The 17,753-nt window shown below is 61.7% G+C and carries 17 protein-coding genes and 1 riboswitch; of the genes, 12 read left to right on the top strand and 5 right to left on the bottom strand.

The annotated features are described in order from the left end of the window. The first annotated feature begins 11 nt into the window (after positions 1–11). Complete coding sequence (rimK, locus tag I6L32_RS05135) at positions 12–908, top strand: 30S ribosomal protein S6--L-glutamate ligase (RefSeq protein ID WP_010672657.1); 897 nt, start codon at positions 12–14, stop codon at positions 906–908. A 151-nt stretch (positions 909–1,059) separates the two neighbouring features. Here the strand turns inward: rimK and I6L32_RS05130 are convergent, their stop codons facing one another. Both I6L32_RS05130 and I6L32_RS05125 read right to left on the bottom strand, forming a co-directional pair. After that, on the bottom strand, positions 1,060–2,316 hold the full coding sequence (locus tag I6L32_RS05130; protein ID WP_216944777.1) for a HAMP domain-containing sensor histidine kinase: 1,257 nt from the start codon (positions 2,314–2,316) through the stop codon (positions 1,060–1,062). Next, on the bottom strand, positions 2,313–2,981 hold the full coding sequence (locus I6L32_RS05125) for a response regulator transcription factor (RefSeq protein ID WP_216944776.1): 669 nt from the start codon (positions 2,979–2,981) through the stop codon (positions 2,313–2,315). The genes I6L32_RS05130 and I6L32_RS05125 overlap by 4 nt, the downstream gene beginning before the upstream one ends. A 90-nt stretch (positions 2,982–3,071) precedes the next feature. On the opposite strand from I6L32_RS05125, the gene I6L32_RS05120 reads away from it, so the two are divergent. From I6L32_RS05120 to I6L32_RS05080, 9 genes are all read left to right on the top strand, one after another. Then, complete coding sequence (locus I6L32_RS05120; protein WP_029313554.1) at positions 3,072–3,500, top strand: hypothetical protein; 429 nt, start codon at positions 3,072–3,074, stop codon at positions 3,498–3,500. A gap of 78 nt (positions 3,501–3,578) precedes the next feature. Continuing rightward, on the top strand, positions 3,579–4,067 hold the full coding sequence (locus I6L32_RS05115) for a hypothetical protein (RefSeq protein WP_124245173.1): 489 nt from the start codon (positions 3,579–3,581) through the stop codon (positions 4,065–4,067). A 62-nt stretch (positions 4,068–4,129) separates the two neighbouring features. Beyond that, positions 4,130–4,243: riboswitch (TPP riboswitch) on the top strand. 257 nt (positions 4,244–4,500) lie between these two features. After that, entirely contained in the window at positions 4,501–6,504 is a 2,004-nt protein-coding gene (thiC, locus tag I6L32_RS05110) for a phosphomethylpyrimidine synthase ThiC (RefSeq protein ID WP_302056393.1), read from the top strand. Continuing rightward, complete coding sequence (gene thiE, locus I6L32_RS05105; protein ID WP_216944775.1) at positions 6,501–8,108, top strand: thiamine phosphate synthase; 1,608 nt, start codon at positions 6,501–6,503, stop codon at positions 8,106–8,108. Before thiC ends, thiE begins: the two co-directional genes overlap by 4 nt. Further along, positions 8,098–8,877 (top strand): HesA/MoeB/ThiF family protein, encoded by a 780-nt coding sequence (locus tag I6L32_RS05100; RefSeq protein WP_216944774.1) that lies wholly within the window; start codon positions 8,098–8,100, stop codon positions 8,875–8,877. Before thiE ends, I6L32_RS05100 begins: the two co-directional genes overlap by 11 nt. A gap of 2 nt (positions 8,878–8,879) precedes the next feature. Beyond that, complete coding sequence (thiS, locus tag I6L32_RS05095; RefSeq protein ID WP_010672666.1) at positions 8,880–9,080, top strand: sulfur carrier protein ThiS; 201 nt, start codon at positions 8,880–8,882, stop codon at positions 9,078–9,080. Between the two features lie 85 nt (positions 9,081–9,165). After that, on the top strand, positions 9,166–9,933 hold the full coding sequence (locus I6L32_RS05090; RefSeq protein WP_216944773.1) for a thiazole synthase: 768 nt from the start codon (positions 9,166–9,168) through the stop codon (positions 9,931–9,933). Positions 9,934–10,130: 197 nt separating this feature from the next. After that, a complete protein-coding gene (thiH, locus tag I6L32_RS05085) occupies positions 10,131–11,201 on the top strand; it encodes a 2-iminoacetate synthase ThiH (protein WP_254203882.1) in 1,071 nt (356 codons plus the stop codon). A gap of 661 nt (positions 11,202–11,862) precedes the next feature. Then, the gene (locus I6L32_RS05080; RefSeq protein ID WP_216944771.1) at positions 11,863–13,815 is read left to right on the top strand and encodes a helix-turn-helix domain-containing protein; all 1,953 of its coding nucleotides are present in this window, start codon (positions 11,863–11,865) and stop codon (positions 13,813–13,815) included. A gap of 113 nt (positions 13,816–13,928) precedes the next feature. Here the strand turns inward: I6L32_RS05080 and I6L32_RS05075 are convergent, their stop codons facing one another. Both I6L32_RS05075 and I6L32_RS05070 read right to left on the bottom strand, forming a co-directional pair. Beyond that, complete coding sequence (locus I6L32_RS05075) at positions 13,929–14,408, bottom strand: hypothetical protein (RefSeq protein WP_216944770.1); 480 nt, start codon at positions 14,406–14,408, stop codon at positions 13,929–13,931. A 4-nt stretch (positions 14,409–14,412) separates the two neighbouring features. Continuing rightward, positions 14,413–14,826: a GNAT family N-acetyltransferase gene (locus tag I6L32_RS05070; protein ID WP_216944769.1), complete on the bottom strand. Its 414-nt coding sequence runs from the start codon at positions 14,824–14,826 to the stop codon at positions 14,413–14,415. 286 nt (positions 14,827–15,112) lie between these two features. Between I6L32_RS05070 and I6L32_RS05065 the strand changes: the two genes are divergently transcribed. Both I6L32_RS05065 and I6L32_RS05060 read left to right on the top strand, forming a co-directional pair. Continuing rightward, positions 15,113–15,697: a hypothetical protein gene (locus tag I6L32_RS05065; protein ID WP_010672673.1), complete on the top strand. Its 585-nt coding sequence runs from the start codon at positions 15,113–15,115 to the stop codon at positions 15,695–15,697. A gap of 394 nt (positions 15,698–16,091) precedes the next feature. After that, a complete protein-coding gene (locus I6L32_RS05060) occupies positions 16,092–16,982 on the top strand; it encodes a sensor domain-containing diguanylate cyclase (RefSeq protein WP_182955665.1) in 891 nt (296 codons plus the stop codon). A 63-nt stretch (positions 16,983–17,045) separates the two neighbouring features. On the opposite strand, the gene I6L32_RS05055 is transcribed toward I6L32_RS05060, so the two are convergent. Next, positions 17,046–17,684 carry an exopolysaccharide biosynthesis protein gene (locus I6L32_RS05055; protein WP_167825730.1) on the bottom strand — a complete coding sequence of 213 codons (639 nt, stop codon included), beginning with the start codon at positions 17,682–17,684 and terminating at the stop codon, positions 17,046–17,048. Positions 17,685–17,753 lie beyond the last annotated feature (69 nt).

Below are 17,753 nucleotides of genomic sequence, written 5' to 3'. Positions count from 1 at the left end.
CTGCCATTTCCATGAATATTGCCATTTTATCCCGTGAGCCCAACAACTACTCCACCCGCCGTCTGGTCGAGGTGGCCCGGGCCCGTGGGCACCAGGTCGAGGTGCTCGACACCCTGCGCTGCTACATGAACATCGCCTCCCACAGCCCCTCCATCCATTACGAAGGACGGGAGCTGGAGAGCTATGACGCCGTGATCCCGCGCATCGGTGCCAGCATCACCTTCTATGGCACCGCCGTGCTGCGCCAGTTCGAGATGATGAGCACCATGGCCCTCAACAGCTCGGTGGCCATCTCCCGCTCCCGGGACAAGCTGCGCGCCATGCAGCTGCTCTCCCGTCACGGCATCGGCCTGCCGGTGACCGGCTATGCCCACAGCACCCACGACGTACCGGATCTCATCACCATGGTGGGGGGCGCCCCCCTGGTGGTGAAGCTGCTGGAGGGAACCCAGGGGATTGGCGTGGTGCTGTGCGAAACCCAGAAGGCCGCGGAGAGCGTCATCGAGGCCTTTATCCAGACCAACAACAACATCCTGGTGCAGGAGTACATCCGCGAGGCCAACGGTGCCGATATCCGTTGCCTGGTGGTCAACGGCAAGGTGGTGGCCGCCATGCGCCGCCAGGCCCAGCCGGGGGAGTTTCGCTCCAACCTGCACCGGGGCGGCACCGCCGAAGCCATCAAGATCACGCCGGAAGAGCGTGCCACCGCCGTGCAGGCCGCCAAGATCATGGGGCTGGACGTGGCCGGGGTGGATATTCTGCGAAGCGCCCGCGGCCCGCTGGTGCTGGAGGTGAACTCCTCCCCCGGCCTGCAGGGGGTGGAAGCTGCCTCCGGCAAGGACGTGGCGGGCAAGATCATCGAGTTCCTCGAGCTCAAGGCGAGCCGCAAGCACAAGCCGGCGGAATGAGTCCCAAACGAGTGTCAGACAGGTAAATACAGGGCGCCCTCGGGCGCCTTGTTGCTATCTGGGGGGGCTGGAAGGCAGCGGGCTTGCCGGGAAGTGTCTCCCTTCTCCCACTGTGTTGAACAGCCGGGGAGAAGGGTCGGGGATGAGGGGGCTATGCCGCCCCGGGAGCGCCGGGGATCATCACCAGCCGGGCGCTGAAGACCCCATCCACCAGGTGGGTCTCAATCTGCCAGCCCAGCTTCTCGCAGATGCGCTGGATGATGGTGAGGCCGCAGCCGTAGCCGAGGATCTGATCCGGCGCGGCGGCGGTGGGGTTGCTGATGGTGAGCACCTGCTCGTGCAGGGTGATCTCGATGTGCCCCTCGGCGTAGCTCAGGGCGTTTTTCAAGAGGTTGCCGAGGGCGATGGCGAGCAGGGAGAGGGGGGCATGCACCTCGCTCTCCTCGTCCAGTTGCAGGCGAATGTCCAGCGTCTCCCGTTGCAGCAGGGGGGCGAGGCGGGTCAGCTCCCGGCGAATGAGCGGCGCCACCTGCTGGGGCGGGCGTTCCACGGCCTCCTTGCGTCCCAGCAGCAGGAAGGTTTCGGTGAGCAGGGCCATCTCGTCGGCGGCGGCGCGGATGCGGCTGACGGCGCGGGCTGCCGGGGCGGGCAGGTCATTCACCTTGCCGAGCAGGGCCGCGGATCCCTGGATCACCATGTTGGGGGTGCGCAGCTCGTGGCTGGCAAAGCGGCTGAACTCCTGTTCACGGGCAAACACGGCGGCTACCTCGTGCTTGCCCGCCAGCAGCGCCTGCTCTATCTCTCGCAGCTCCTGCCAGGGGGCATCGGGCACGAAGTCCCCCTGATCCGGGGTCAGGTGGGCGACCCGCTGGCGCAGCCGCTCCAGCGGCCTGGTGATGTGACGCACCAGCCAGATGCCGAAGGCGAGGCTCCCCAGCAGCAGGGCCAGGCCGATGAGGCGGGTCACCAGATGCAGCTTGGCTTCGTAAGGGTCCAGGTAGTCGTCCGCATCGTCGTTGAACACCAGATAGAGCAGCCCCTGACCCGAGGGGTGGGCGCGTACCAGGAAGTGCTTGTCCTCCCGGCCCAGCTGATGCTCGAAGAAGCCGGGGCTCTGGTAGGCCTTGAGCCAAGCGGGCAGGCGGCCCGCCTCTGTCCAGTAGCTGGAGAACTGGCGCGGGCTGGGGGCGGGGGCCGCCATCCCGAGGCGCAACCAGTCGTCGTCATAGCGGGTTGCCTCCGCCTCCAGCCAGTGGCGCAGGCTCAGCTCCTCCATCTTGTTCTCGGCCACCACCATCAGCAGGCTCAGGATCACCAGCAGCAGCAGACCGGCCCCTCCCAGCGCCAGCACCAGGCGCCGGCGTAGGCTCGGCAGACCGGAGGCAAGGGGCGGCGTCGGGTTCGTCATGGGGTCACCAGCCGGTAGCCCTGGCCGTGCAGGGTCTCCAGCATGGGGGTGGGGAAGGGCTTGTCGAGGGCGCTGCGCAGGGCATAGATGTGGCTGCGCAGGGCGTCGGAGTCGGGCTCCTCGTCGCCCCAGACGGTGTCGAGCACCTCCTGGCGCGTCACCAGCTGGGGCGCACGCTTCACCAGCAGGGTGAGGATCTGGAACGGGATCTTGCCGAGTTTGAGCTCCACCCCGGCGCGGGTGGCGCGGCCGCTGGCGGGATCCACCGTCAGATCGCCAAAGCAGAGCACGCCCATGTCCCCTCTGGGGCCACGCAGGCTGAGGGCCTCCAGGCGCACCTCCAGCTCCTCCATGGCGAACGGCTTGACCAGATAGTCGTCGCCCCCCGCCCGAAAGCCTGCCAGCTTGTCCTCCAGGCTGTCGCGGGCGGTGAGAAAGAGCACCGGGGTCGCGATGCCGTCCGCACGCAGCCGCTCCACGGTACGCAGGCCGTCGAGGCGCGGCATCATGACGTCCATGATGATGACGTCGAAGCGCTGCTCGGCGAGCAGTTGCAGGGCGGCCTGACCGTGATAGGCGCAATCCACCCTGTGCCCGGCCAGCGCCAGATAGTCCATGATGGTCTCCGCCACCTGGGGACTGTCTTCCACCACCAGTATTTTCATGCTCTGATCTCCTGGTCTGTGCCGCTATTTCACGGCCATTTCACACCGGATGGGTCATCCTGTGTGCCAGTGTAACCCCGAGGATCCCCGATGAAGAAGTCTCTCTGCGCCTTCTGGTTATTGATTCTATTGCCTTTTGGTCTGGTGCAGGCGGCCGAGTTCAAGCTCACGGGCCGCACCACCTGGCAGCTTGGCCAGTTGATGGTCAATGGCATTCCCTTCGTGATCGATGAGCGCACCCGCTTCAAGGATGGTTTGGATGAGGACGATCTCGGCGGGACCTGGGTCGATCTGGAAGGGGTCGTGCAGGAGACGGCGGCAGGGGCGCGGCGGCTCGTTCGCGAGGTGGAGGCGCTGGAAGAGGAGGACGAGATGGAACTGGAAGGGCCGGTGGAAGGGGGACGGATCTGGGGTTATGTCACCTCGGATGGGAGCCTCTCCCCGTTCGAGGGACGCTGGCTAGAGCTGGAGTGCAAGTTTGACGGCATGCGCCTGAGCCAGTGCCGGGAGGATGACTGACCGGTCAGGGCGGACCGGGAAAAATTGCCCGTCCGGGGCCATAGTTAAACCTCACCCCGTGACCCCGGACCGCCTGCCATGACCCGAACCGCACTCTGCCTGCTGCTGTTGCCCTTCTGCACCCTTGCCGACGACGCCGAGCTCTGGCTGGTGGAGCTGGAGCACAACGACGGGGTGCGCCTGCAATTCCAGGGGGCTGAGCTGGAGCTCGGCAGTGCCGAACTGCACGGCGTGGCGCAGCCGGACGGACTCGTGCCCGGCATGCACCTCGCGATCCAGAGCCGCTACGGCGTCGCCGAGACGATCCGGGTGCTCGACGGGGCGCCGGATCCGGCGCTCGGGGCCAGCTGGCGGCGGGCGGAGGATCGACTGCTCACCCATAATCAGCAGGCATTGCTGCTACAGGAACTCGGCATGCTGGTGTTTGATGCTGACACTCGCTGGATCAACGGCAGCGCCGCCGATCTGCAACCGGGTCGCCGCCTGGTGCTGAGCCGGGATGAAGAGGGCCGCCTCACCGACATCCTCATTCCTGACCCCGAGGATCCCCTCGACGCCGAAGAGTGAGACCTCTCTCCCTTTCCCCTTGTTAATGGCTTGTACTTTAAATTTCCCCACTTATACTGGCGCACATCTTGTCGGAGTGCTGACCGTCGAACGACGCTAAGCTGAGACCGTTAATTCGGGATCCGTGGAACCTGATCAGGTTAAGACCTGCGAAGGGAAACAAGGGTAACTTGCGGGTTACCGCGCCGGGGAAGGCACATCTTCCCGCCAGCTGGAGGCAGACCGCCTCTGGCTGGCACAGGCGCACAGGGGGAGGTTGTCCCGCCGGGCCGTCAGGCCTGCGGATCTGCCACACAGGGCAGAGGGACAGCAGAGCAGGGAAGATCCATGCCCGACTCACTCCCCCGAGCACACCCCGCCGCAAGTTCATCTTCTCCTCGAACTCCAGACAAGCAAACACCCATAACTTCAACCAGTTAATGTGAGTTTTGCTATGTCTACCAATGTTTCTGATACCACCAAATCCAGCCGCCGCGAGCAGCGCTCCAGCGCCCAGACCTTTATCGACAACCTCAAGGGGATGGCTCACCCCAACTCCCGCCGCATCTTTATCGAAGGCTCCCGCGCCGATATCCGGGTGCCTTTGCGGGAAATCCAGCTGGCCGACACCTTCGTCGGCGGCACCAAGGACGCTCCCCAGTTCGAGCCCAACGAGCCGGTGCCGGTTTACGATACCTCGGGCCCCTATGGGGAAGAGGCCGCCCCCATTGACGTGCGCCGCGGTCTGCCGCGCCTGCGCGAAGCCTGGGTGCTGGAGCGTGCTGACACCGACGCGTTGGAGGGGTTGAGCTCCACTTTCACTCAGGAGCGGCTGGCGGACGAGGGGCTGGATCACCTGCGCTTCGAACATCTGCACTCTTCGCAACATAAGGCCCGCCGTGCCAAGCCGGGCCGCCGGGTCACCCAGCTGCACTATGCCCGCCAAGGCATCGTCACCCCCGAGATGGAATTTATCGCCCTGCGCGAGAACATGGGCCGCGAGCGGGTGCGCTCCGAGCTCCTGCGCACCCAGCACCCGGGTCAGGGCTTTGGCGCCAGACTGCCCCAGAACATCACCCCCGAGTTCGTGCGCGATGAGGTGGCCGCCGGTCGCGCCATCATCCCCAGCAACATCAACCACCCGGAAGCGGAGCCCATGATCATCGGCCGCAACTTCCTGGTGAAGATCAACGCCAACATCGGCAACTCGGCGGTCACTTCCAGCATCGAAGAGGAAGTGGAGAAGCTGGTCTGGTCCACCCGCTGGGGCGCCGACACCGTGATGGATCTCTCCACCGGCCGCTACATCCACGAGACCCGCGAGTGGATCCTGCGCAACAGCCCGGTGCCCATCGGTACCGTGCCCATCTATCAGGCGCTGGAGAAGACCAACGGCATCGCCGAGGATCTCACCTGGGAGCTGTTCCGCGACACCCTGCTGGAGCAGGCCGAGCAGGGGGTGGACTACTTCACCATCCACGCAGGCGTCTTGCTGCGCTTCGTGCCCATGACCGCCAAGCGCCTCACCGGCATCGTTTCGCGCGGTGGCAGCATCATGGCCAAGTGGTGCCTGTCGCACCACAAGGAGAACTTCCTCTACGAGCACTTCCGCGAGATCTGCGAGATCTGCGCCGCCTACGACGTGAGCTTGTCGCTGGGTGACGGTCTGCGTCCGGGCTCCGTCTATGACGCCAACGACGAGGCCCAGTTCGCCGAGCTGCGCACCCTGGGCGAGCTCACCAAAATTGCCTGGGAATACGACGTGCAGGTGATGATCGAGGGCCCCGGCCACGTACCCATGCACATGATCGAGCGCAACATGACCGAGCAGCTGGAGCACTGCCACGAGGCGCCCTTCTATACCCTGGGCCCGCTCACCACCGACATTGCCCCGGGGTACGATCACTTCACCTCCGGCATCGGCGCCGCGCTCATCGGCTGGTACGGCTGCGCCATGCTCTGCTACGTGACCCCCAAGGAACACCTGGGCCTGCCCAACAAGGAGGACGTGAAGCAGGGGCTCATTACCTACAAGATCGCCGCCCACGCCGCCGATCTGGCCAAGGGCCACCCGGGCGCCCAGATCCGCGACAACGCCATGTCCAAGGCGCGCTTCGAGTTCCGCTGGGAGGATCAGTTCAACCTGGCCCTCGATCCCGACACCGCCCGCGCCTACCACGACGAGACCCTGCCGCAGGAGTCCGGCAAGGTGGCCCACTTCTGCTCCATGTGCGGGCCCAAGTTCTGCTCCATGAAGATCACCCAGGACGTGCGCGACTACGCCGCCAAGCTGGAAGCCGTAGAGATAAAGCTGGTCGGCATGGACGGTCAGCAGGAGCGGGTGGTGGCCGAGGTCGAGAGCGGCATGGCCCGCATGGCTGAAACCTTCAAGGAGACCGGCGGCGAGATCTACCATCAGGCGGCGACCCTGAAGCAGGCCGCAGGGGAGGAGGCGTGAGCAGCGAGCGCGGGGCTGTCAGCCCCGCCGACCTGTCCGCCGTGACGCAGGCCCGCCCCGTGGTCTGGACCATCGCCGGGTCCGACTCCGGCGGCGGGGCTGGCATTCAGGCCGACTTGCACACGATGCATGACCTCGGCGTGCACGGCTGCTCCGTCATCTCCGCCATCACGGCCCAGAACTCGGTGGCGGTGAAGATGGTCGACCCCGTACTGATGCAGACCTTCGCCGCCCAGATCGATGCTCTTGGTGTCGATCTGCCACCCGCCGCCATCAAGATAGGCCTGCTGCCGACCCGGCTGCACGTGGAGGTGCTGGCACGCAGGTTGTCGACCGTCGAGGCCCCCTTCGTGGTCTACGACCCGGTGGCCATCGCCAGCACCGGCACCCCCATGGCGGAGCCCGGCATGCTGGTGGCGGTGCGCGAGCACCTGCTGCCACGTCTGTCGCTCATCACCCCCAACGGTCCCGAGCTGGAAGCCCTGACCGGCCTGCCCGCCACCAGTCCCGAGCTGGTGCGCCTCGCCGCCCGGCGGCTGCGCGAACTCGGCGCCCGCGCCGTGCTGGTCAAGGGGGGCCACCTTGAATGGGGCGGGGATCTCTGCCTCGACTACTATCAGGATGAGACCCGCGAATTCTGGCTCGCCGCGCCGCGCCTCGATACCCGCCACGGTCACGGCACCGGTTGCGCTTACGCCAGCGCCATCGCCGCCGTGGTGGCGCAGGACTATCCGGTGGAGGACGCCATCACCCTGGCGCGCGCCTACCTGCAACAGGGCTTGGCGGCGGCACAGGGGGTGGGGGCCGGCCCCGGCCCCATCGCCCATCTCGGCTGGCCCGCCGATCTTGCCCACTTCCCCCGTGCCGTGCTGGCGGGCTCACCGCTCGATCGCCGCTTTGGATTGTATGAAGCGAGCAGCGCCCGCCTGCCGCAGGGCCCCTTCGCGCCGACCGAACACCACCTCGGCCTCTATCCGGTGGTGGATTCGGTCAAGTGGCTCAAACGCCTGCTGGGGGCCGGGGTCAAGACCATCCAGCTGCGGATCAAGAATCTGCCCGCCACAGAGGTGGCGCCGGCCATTCGTGATGCGGTCGCGCTCGGTCGACGCCATGGGGCGCGGCTCTTTATCAACGACTACTGGCAGCAGGCCATCGAGGCGGGTGCCTGGGGCGTGCATCTGGGGCAGGAGGATATGGAGACCGCCGATCTCGCCGCCATTCAGGCGGCCGGGCTGCGCCTTGGCATCTCCACCCACGGCTACTTCGAGCTGATGCGGGCCCGCGAGCTTGCCCCCTCCTATATCGCGCTGGGCCATATCTTCCCGACCAACACCAAAGCGATGCCTTCGCGCCCCCAGGGGCTGGCGCGGCTGCACCACTACCGCGCCCTGATGGGCGACTGGCCCACGGTGGCCATCGGTGGCATCAGCGAGGAGCGGGTGGCGGCGGTCAAGGCAAGCGGGGTCGGCAGCATTGCGCTGGTCTCGGCCATCACGGCGAGCGATGACTGGCAGGGTGCGACCGAGCGGCTGCTCGCTGCCGTGGGGGCGGGGGATGAGCCGCGCTCGGCCAGCGTGATACGGGAGGCAGAACATGCACTCTGATGCCGCGTCTCTCAGTGACAAAGAGTATCTGAGATACGGCCGCCAGCTGATGCTGGCGGAAGTGGGGGAAGCCGGTCAGGCGCGGCTGAAAGATAAATCCGTGCTGATCGTGGGCTTAGGCGGGCTCGGCTCGCCGCTCGCCCTCTATCTGGCCGGGGCCGGGGTCGGCACCTTGTGGCTGGCCGATGGCGACACGGTGGATTCCAGCAATCTGCCGCGCCAGATCCTGTTCGATAGCGAGGCGGTCAACCACTCCAAGGCGGAGCTGGCCCGCGAGCGCTTGGCCGCCCACAACCCTATGGTGGAGCTGATCGCCATCAACCAGCGACTCGATGCCGCCAGCCTGCCGGAGTTTGTGGCCGAGGTGGATCTGGTGATCGACTGCTGCGACAACCTCGCCACCCGCCAGGCCATCAACGCCGCCTGCGTGGCCCAGGGCAAGCCCTGGGTCTGTGCCGCCGCAGTGGGCTGGCAGGGGCAACTGATGGTGCGCACCAGCAGCGATCACGCCTGCTACGCCTGCCTCTATCCGCTGGATACCGAGATCAGGGAAAGCTGCGAGACCAGCGGCGTCACCGGCCCGCTGGTGGGGGTGATGGGCTCTTTGCAGGCGCTGGAGGCACTGAAACTGCTGCTCGGGATGCCGAACCCGGTCGCCGGCACATTGCGCCGCTTCGATGCGTTGACCCATCAGTGGCAGACCCTCACGCTGGCTCCCGATCCCGATTGCCCGGTTTGCGGCAGCACCCACCCGGCCCAGGAGAATTAACCATGAAGATCCGATTGAACGATATCGAGCTGACGCTGCCCACCGGCCAGCGCCTGACTGAGCTGCTGGCGGTGCAGGAGATTTCCCCTCAGGGGGTAGCGGTGGCCCTCAACGGCGCCGTGCTGCCCCGTGGCCGCTGGGCCGAGACCCGTCTCAATGACGGGGACGAACTCCACCTCTTCACCGCCATCGCGGGAGGCTGATCCATGATGCTCGCAGTCCCATCTTCGAACGCTCTGCCTTGCGGCGGGGCCTCATCTCTTCTTATCGCAGTGGCCGGAGGCTGACATGCTGACAATTGCCGATCACACCTTCTCTTCGCGCCTCTTCACCGGCACCGGCAAGTTTGCCCGCCCGGAACTGATGGCCGCCGCCATCGAGGCAAGTGGCTCCCAGCTGGTGACCATGGCCATCAAGCGGCTCGAACCCGGCAAGGCCCACGACGATATCCTCACGCCCCTTCGGCAACTCGGGGTCAAGCTCTTGCCCAACACCTCCGGCGCCAAGACCGCGGCCGAGGCGGTGTTTGCCGCCCACCTCGCCCGCGAGGCGCTGGGGACGAACTGGCTGAAGCTGGAGATCCACCCCGACCCGCGCTACCTGCTGCCCGACCCCATCGAGACGCTGAAAGCCGCCGTGCAGCTGGTGAAAGAGGGCTTTGTGGTGCTGCCCTACTGTGGCGCCGACCCCGTGCTCTGCAAGCGGCTCGAAGAGGTGGGCTGCGCCGCCGTGATGCCGCTCGGGGCGCCCATCGGTTCCAATCAGGGGCTGGTGACCCGGGAGTTTCTCGCCATCATCGTCGAGCAGGCCAATGTGCCTGTGGTGGTGGATGCGGGCATAGGTGCGCCGAGCCACGCCGCCGCCGCCTTTGAGCTGGGGGCCGATGCCGTGCTGGTCAACACCGCCATCGCGGTGAGCGGCGATCCGATCGCCATGGGCCGCGCCTTTGCGCTGGCCTGCACTGCCGGGCGCAGCGCCTATGAAGCCGGTCTCGGTGCCCGTGCCCTGCAGGCGCAAGCCTCCAGCCCGCTCACCGATTTTCTGGGGGCGTTATGAGTCAGCATGCCAATGACCCCACCCCGACCCTCCCCTTGCCAGGGGAGGGAGTGTCGACTCCGCCCTCTTGTGAAGTAGGAGATCGGGGGAGCGGATTAACACCTCCCCCTTGTGAAGGGGGAGGCCGGGAGGGGGTTGAGAGAAAGTCGGAGAGTTTTCTCGATAGATGGCTCGAGCTGGAGTGGGACGATATCGGCATGCAGATCCGCGCCAAGACCGCCGCCGATGTGGCGCGAGCCCTGAGCGCCCCCCGTCGCACCCTGGCCGATTTTATGGCGCTGATCTCCCCGGCCGCCGAGGCGTATTTGCCGCAGATGGCAGCCGAGGCCGAGCGGCTGACCCGCCAGCGTTTTGGCAACACCATCGGCTTCTATGTGCCCCTCTATCTGTCGAACTTGTGTGCCAACGACTGCACCTACTGCGGCTTCTCCATGAGCAACCGCTTGAAGCGCAAGACCTTGAATAGCGAGGAGATTGAGCGCGAGTGTCTGGCCATCAAGGCGCGCGGTTTTGACAGCGTGCTGCTGGTGACCGGCGAGCACGAGCACAAGGTGGGGCTCGCCTATTTTCGGCAGGTGTTGCCCATCATCCGCCGTCACTTCAGCACGGTGGGGATGGAGGTGCAGCCCCTCTCGCAAGCCGAATACGCCGAGCTGAAAACCCTCGGCCTCGATTCGGTCATGGTCTATCAGGAGACCTACCACGCCCCCACCTATGCCCGCCATCACCTGCGCGGCAACAAGCAGGACATCGCATGGCGCCTCGCCACGCCGGACCGACTGGGTCGCGCCGGTATCGACAAAATCGGGTTGGGGGCGCTCATCGGTCTCTCTGCGGATTGGCGTGCCGACAGCTACTTTGTCGCCGAGCACCTCGCCTGGCTTGAGCGCCACCACTGGCAGAGCCGCTACTCCCTCTCCTTCCCGCGCCTGCGCCCCTGCACCGGTGGGCTGGAGCCTGCCGTGGTCATGTCGGATCGCCAGCTGGCCCAGCTTATCTGCGCCTGGCGCCTCTTCTCGCCGACCCTGGACTTGTCGCTCTCGACCCGCGAGTCGGCTACGTTTCGCAACGGCGCGGTGCGCCTTGGCATCACCCAGATGTCGGCCGAGTCGCGCACCCAGCCGGGTGGCTATGCCGAGGGGGATAAAGAGGAGCTGGAGCAGTTCGCCATCCACGATGACCGCCCGGTGGGGGAAGTGGCGGCCGCCGTGCGGCAGGCAGGGTTGCAGCCGGTGTTCAAGGACTGGGAACCCTTCTTGGGCCGATAGAGGCGGCCACGCCCCCCTTTGCCGGTGGCATCCGGCATGGTTGGGCGGTGTTCGGCCACACACCTTGCTGGTGGCGATGCTTTGGCTCCCTCCCCTGCGAAGGGGAGGGCTGGGGAGGGGTCTTGATGCGATGTTTCATTGCCATCGTAGTCCGTTCCGAGGTATGGCGTTTGCGGCAGGGGCCGTTGTGTGGTGGCACGGCTTCGCCGTGCAGGATGCGAGGCCGCTGGCCTCGAAGGGGTTTCGCCCGCCCTTCGGGCTTGGGCGAGTAACTTTTCTTTGCGTGGCCAAAGAAAAGTCACCAAAAGAAAGGCCACCCCCGCTTATTCGCCCGACTTACGTCGGGTTCCTTCGGCTCACCCGCTTGTCCGACGGCACGCGCCGACGTGGCATCCCTGCCCCGGCGCCGCTCGCTCGACATCCTGTCTCGCGGCCTGGACAAGCGGGCTCGCCTCAGCGAATAAGAGGGGGTTAATGAAAGCTCCCATCTCATCAAGGAGCTTAAAGCGGCAATAGCCCCAGCTTTTACTTGAGCTCAATCACACTTGCATTGATTTTCAATGGCGACAGGATATATCAAAAATATTACCACTGGACTAAAGTTGATTTCTTGTACAAAAAGAGTAGCTTTGTTGTGTGTTTCTATGGATGGACTCATAACATGAACTTAATTGATTTTGGTCAGTTGATTAAAATTTATCGTGAGCACAGGAATATCTCCCAAGAAAAACTATCTGAAGTGATTGGTGGTGATATTAACCGCTCTGTTATAGCGCATCTGGAACAAGGGGTGAGATTACCTAAGCCTGAACAGATTAAATCAATATGTTCCGAATTGGATATTCCCAAACCAATGTGGTGTCATTTTGCCGATGTTACATCACAAAGTAGATTAGATTTTGAAGGGATTTTGAAAGAGCTTGTAGGTGAGACTCTAGAGGTCGGTAATCACGATGCTCAGTCAATAATGGCTCTGGATGATCTGATAAAATCCTTGTTTAGTAACATCCCAAGTCACCAGCAAAAACATGATATATTTAATAGCGTTTTGGTTTTCTATAATAAAGGACCTATATCTATATCATTTTTTGAAAAATACTTCAAACGTTCGGCTTTTAGTGACATGGACTCATTTCAAAGAGCCGTAGAAGCATATCAAATAGATGCAATAAGGATTTATCCTACATTTGAAGATGCATTTATGTCTATGTCATCCTCAGATGATATTTCTATTATTCTTTCTCAAATCTCAGAAAAAGACACAGCCGCCTATGGAGACAGAACTGAATGGTGCTGTATTAATAACATTGAAGATAAACTACTTCCTGACTTGGGTTATATATCAGCTAAGCAGGTTCGGCAAGAAGTCACAGAGCGAAAATGGCTTATTGAACAGCTTGAAGTGTTGTCCAATAAGGACGAAAGATATCTAAAGGGATTGACTATAAAGAAGAAAAATAAAATTGACGCTTATTTGAGGAAGTTTGATTCTATATTTTCGCATGGCATTAACTCGTCATTGTTTGTGTTTGATAGAGACGAACTATCTAGAGAAGCAGCTAGATTGGCTCCTTTACAAGAAGATGGGCGTTTAACTCAGATGGAGAAAACTCAGAAGGTTGCATTACAGAATCTATCTAATTATCTTGCCGCAGATTATATGGATGTATATATAGCAACATCGATGCGTTCGGATGCTGATTACATATCAGTTAACAGCTTTGTAAAGTCTCTTTTTGATACCCCTAGAATTAGAGAGCTAAAGCTGAGATATTTTAATCCCACGCAGTCTTGGATAGATGACCGAGTTGCCAAGGGACTGGTTGAGGCTCTGATGTTGAAGCGTGCTTCGATGACCATATATATGGCACAGAAATCAGATACCTTTGGGAAGGATTCAGAGGCATCCGTTGCTCTTGGGCAGGGAAAGCCGGTAATAGTATATGTACCTAAACTGGTTATTGAGGGAAAAGAAAAAATTGATGTTGAAGATTATTTCAAAAGTTCTAGAGCAAGGCTCGCAGAACTTTATAATTCCTTACCTGCAGAGGAAAATGGAGAAGAGGATGAAATAAATGACACAATTGATGATGAAGCACTTATATCAACCATTTTGAATAGTAAAATTAACTCGGCAGATGATGCTTCGATCTGTGATGCGGTTCGTAGCATATGGGCTGATTTCGATCTTTATAATGAAGTGCATAGAGTACCTGATGATTTAAAAGAAAAATATAGGGAGTGGTTAGATTCTGCAATTGGTAATGGGGATATTAAAACCATTGATGTGAGTATTAGAGAACATCTAGTTAAAGTATTAATTGCCACGTCCATCAATTTTGAAAAAAGAGCGAAGGTTTTTAGAGAGGTTCATCCATTAGCATTGCAAGTAATATTATCCTCTGGTGTATTAAATGGAATCCTTGTCACGAGAACTGTGGCTCAGTGTGCCAAAATTGTTGAGTGTATTGTAAAAAATGAGTTTTCTCTTGTGATGAATCGTGATGAGGATAACTATCGAGTTATAGAGTCTAACACGGGTTCAACAATAAGGGTGATATCAAGGCATGCCCTGCTGAGGAATGCATTTCAATCATATTACAAGGGTTGTTGAGTATTATTTTGAGCAGGCGTTATGGCCTGCTCTTTAATTTCAATGACTTCTAGAGTACTCGTAGTTAAGTAAATTTAATCTATGTGTTATGAAATAAATTATTTTTATCAACTTTACCGCGTAATATTGCCAAGCTGCTTGAGGTACTTGGTCAGCGAGAATGGCTGAGCAAATTCCTTTATGCCTGCCAGCCTGTCCAGCTCTGCTTGGCCGACTTGCTGCAAATGGTTTTGCTGGGCTGTCGTTAGGGTGGTAGTCCTCGCCTTGATCAAGGTGTCGAGAAAGGTGCGGTCTCCCTCTACCGCCTGATGGAATGCCTTGAGCGCCAGCGCATCGACCTCTGCTGCAGTACAGCGCTCCATGCTTTTCTCATGCAGATAGATAAGCACGGTCACTTGTTGTTCCCTCTCCAGTGACCAGAAGGGGTCGCTTTTAGTGGGCAGAGTGGTGCCGTGTTGCGACTTGATGGCTTCGCACCGCTCAAACGCCGGATCCAGATCGTGTAGTGACAGGGCAAGGACGCTGGAGCTGGTTGCAAGCAGCGCAAAGAGCAAGGCAAGGCGTCTGTAGAAGGAGATACTCCGGCTACTCATCGGCTTATGACTGCTTTTTCAGAAAGTAACTGATATGCCCCGGCGGCATATCTGGCAGCTGGCCAAAGACCTCATAACCCTGCTTCTGGTAGAAGGGGAGGGCCTGAAAACTGGTGGTTTCGAGGTGGTAGTTGGTGATGCCCTGGCTTCTGGCGTACTGCTCCATGGCACCGAGCAGGCGGCCGCCCCAGCCATCGCGGCGGATGCGTTCGTCGATCCAGAGCCAGTCGACGTGCAGCCAGCCCCACTTGATGTCGGCGATGATACCGCCGTGGACCTTGCCCTCTTCATCCTTGATAAAGCTGGCGATCCGCTCGCGCAGATGGGTGCCGGTATGACCCTTGTTATAGCCTGAGAGGCCAATGCGCAGCGCTTCGATCTCATCGTCCTGAGGGGGTTGGGGGGCGGTCAATTGCATAGTGCTTCCTGCTTGAGGGTGATGTTGTCTCGAGGGGGCTGCGTTCGGTGCGCCGGGCTTCCCGATGCGCTCCTTTTGACGCTTTACCTACAGCACCCTAACGGAATCGGGTGGAGCCTTGCCACCCTTTTGTGCCCTCCGCTTCGCCAGTCTCTGTCGCCCCCTGCCCATGTGCGCATCGACCCGGGGAGGGTTTGTCTCTAGCATGGAGGGGCGGCGGAGTCTGGCTCCGTCAAAATGGATGATGGACGAAGTGCGCCTTGCACACTTCTGGCGGAGAGAAAAGATGAAGCTGCGTTCCTTGTTGATGGTGGGTGCCCTGCTGCTGGGCGGATGTGCGGTCAATCCCTATGGGGGGACGCCTGCGCCGGTCGGCGAGCCGGACAAGCCGGTGACCAAACCAGAGAAACCCGTGGCCGAGCCTGACAAGGCCGAGCCGGTGCCTGCTCCCAAACCCGTGGCACCGACGGGGCTGGCGGTCGCCCTGGCCGATGACTTTCTGAAGGCCGCCGATGTGCAGGCGCTGGCGGGCAGCAGCCCGGTACTGCTGCTGATGGCGCCCCAGAACGGTACAGGTGAGCCCTTCAGCACCCAGCCCCTGGCGGTGGCCATGATCCAGCGCATTCAGGCCAATAGCGGCTTTCGTTTCGCAGACCCGGGCCAGGTGGCGGCCATCACGGGTCAGCTCGAATACCAGCAGGGGGGCATGAACCCCGCCTCCCTGGTGCGCCTGGGTCGCCAGACCGGGGCGGGTTACATGCTCTACGGGGATCTCCTCTCTGAAGGGGGCCGCTACCGGCTCGCCATGAGCCTGATGGATCTCAAGAGCGGCGAACTGCTCTGGAATGCCAGCCGATCCGCTGCCCGCTGATGCCGGCTCGCCATGAGCCTGATGGATCTCAAGGGCGGCGAACTGCTCTGGAACGCCAGTCGATCCGCTGCCCGTGCCGGATCCCTCTTGACCGGGATCCGGCCCTGCCCCCCTTGTCCGGGGGCGGGAATACCCTTGTGGTTCCCCTGGCGTCACATGCGTTGGTATGTCGCACTGCCTGAAGGCAAAAACACCTTCCTGACTGTCTGACAACCCTGGTTCTGACAGCATCCCCGATTGCTACCATTCACTTTGCCGGAGGCTTGTCCGGTGAACACGTCACCGATCGCATCCTTCCCGCCCGGCAGGCAGCTTTCTGCCCCTGTGCGATACTCCATGAGTCTTGTATAACAGGAGTACAGGGACCCACTCCCACGGATAGCAAGGAGCTCGGATGGCGCTCTCAGTGGCACAACTCTACGAAGTGATGGCCCAGTTGCCGGATCCCGTTTTCATCCTCAGCGAAGATGGCTACTACATCGAGTACATCGGCGGGATGGAGCAGCAGTCCTACCAGAACGGCAACCCGCTGATCGGCAGACAACTGCTGGACGTGCTGCCCGAGGACAAGGCGCAGTGGGTGATGGTGCAGGTGGCTCAGGCCCTCGCCAGCGGCCAGGTGCAGGTGGTGGAGTATGACCTCTCTCCCGCCGAGGTGGACGGCATCGACGCCGACGCCGGGCCCCAGGGAATGCAGCGTTTCGAGGGCAAGATAGCGCCCTTGCCCTCTTTATATGAGGGGAAGCGGGCGGTGGCCTGGATGACCCGCAGCATCACCCGCCAGCACGAGCTGCAACAGCGGCTCAAGCGGCTCGGGGAGACGGATCAGCTCACCGGCCTCTACAACCGCCACTTCTTCTTCGACCAGTATCACCACAGGGTGCAGGGGCAGCATCTCACCGGCCTCATAATGCTGGATCTCGATCACTTCAAGCAGATCAACGATCGCTTCGGCCACCAGACCGGAGACAAGGTCTTGTGCCGGGTCTGCGAGTGCGTCTCCGCCCAGTTGCGGGGGGAGGATCTCTTCGTGCGCAGCGGTGGCGAGGAGTTTCTGATCCTGCTGCCGCAGATAGACGAGGGGATATTGCTGAAGGTGGCGGAGCGGATCCGCGCCGCAGTGGCGGCCATGGCGCCGGATCCCGCCCCCGTGACCGTGAGCCTGGGCACCACCCTGATCCGGCCGGGAGAGGATCTTGGCACCGTGCTGGCCCGGGCGGACGAGTGGCTCTATCGGGCCAAGCGGGGCGGGCGCAACCGGGTGGCCCACGATGGGGCACCCTGAGGGGCGCAGTGAACAGGAAAGAGGGCGACCCGGGGTCGCTCTCTTTCATTTGGCCGGGTCAGATCAGCCGAACAGGGTCGAGATATTCTGCCCCGCCATCAGCAGGCCGATGGCCAGGGCGCTGAACCAGACCAGGGTGGCGGCGACCAGGGCATAGCCGAGGGCGACGAAGAGCCCGTCCCGCTGCAACATGCCGATGGCCAGCAGCAGGATGGCCCAGGCGGGCATGGCGTTGGTGAAAGGAATGGCGCCGAGTGGCAGCATCAGCAGCAGGGCGGCCAGCATGATGAGCAGGCCGTTGCAGCGGTTGATGGTCACGCTGCCGGTCAGGATGAGCAGGCGCGGGCGGATGAAGCGGTCGATGCGGGCCAGCAGATCCGCCCCCTTGTGCAGGGTCGGCTTGAGGTGCTCGGCGGCGAAGCGGCGCTCCATCAGGAAGGCGGGCAGCCAGGGCACCCGGTTGAGGGTGATGCCGATGCCGATGAAGAGGATCAGCAGGCCAAAGGGGGTGCTGACGCCGGGAATGGAGACCGGCAGCAGGAAGGGAACCGTGAGCAGCACGCAAAACAGCAGCATGCCCTGCTCGCCCACCAGGGCCAGCATCTGGCGCAGGCTGATGTGGCTCTCCTCGATGGCGTGGGCGGTGGCCCTCAGGGTATCGGAGAGCGTGCTTTTGGGGTCGTTGAGTTGCGCGGCAACCATTCCTGAGATCCTCGTCTGTTGATGCCACTGCTGTGGCGCCGCCAGCTTACGGGGGCGAGGTTAATCCCG

The sequence above is a fragment of the Aeromonas sp. FDAARGOS 1402 genome, from assembly GCF_019046925.1.
GTDB lineage: Bacteria > Pseudomonadota > Gammaproteobacteria > Enterobacterales > Aeromonadaceae > Aeromonas > Aeromonas caviae.
The sequence above is the reverse complement of the archived record's forward strand: the minus strand, read 5'-3'. Positions and strand labels throughout refer to the sequence as shown.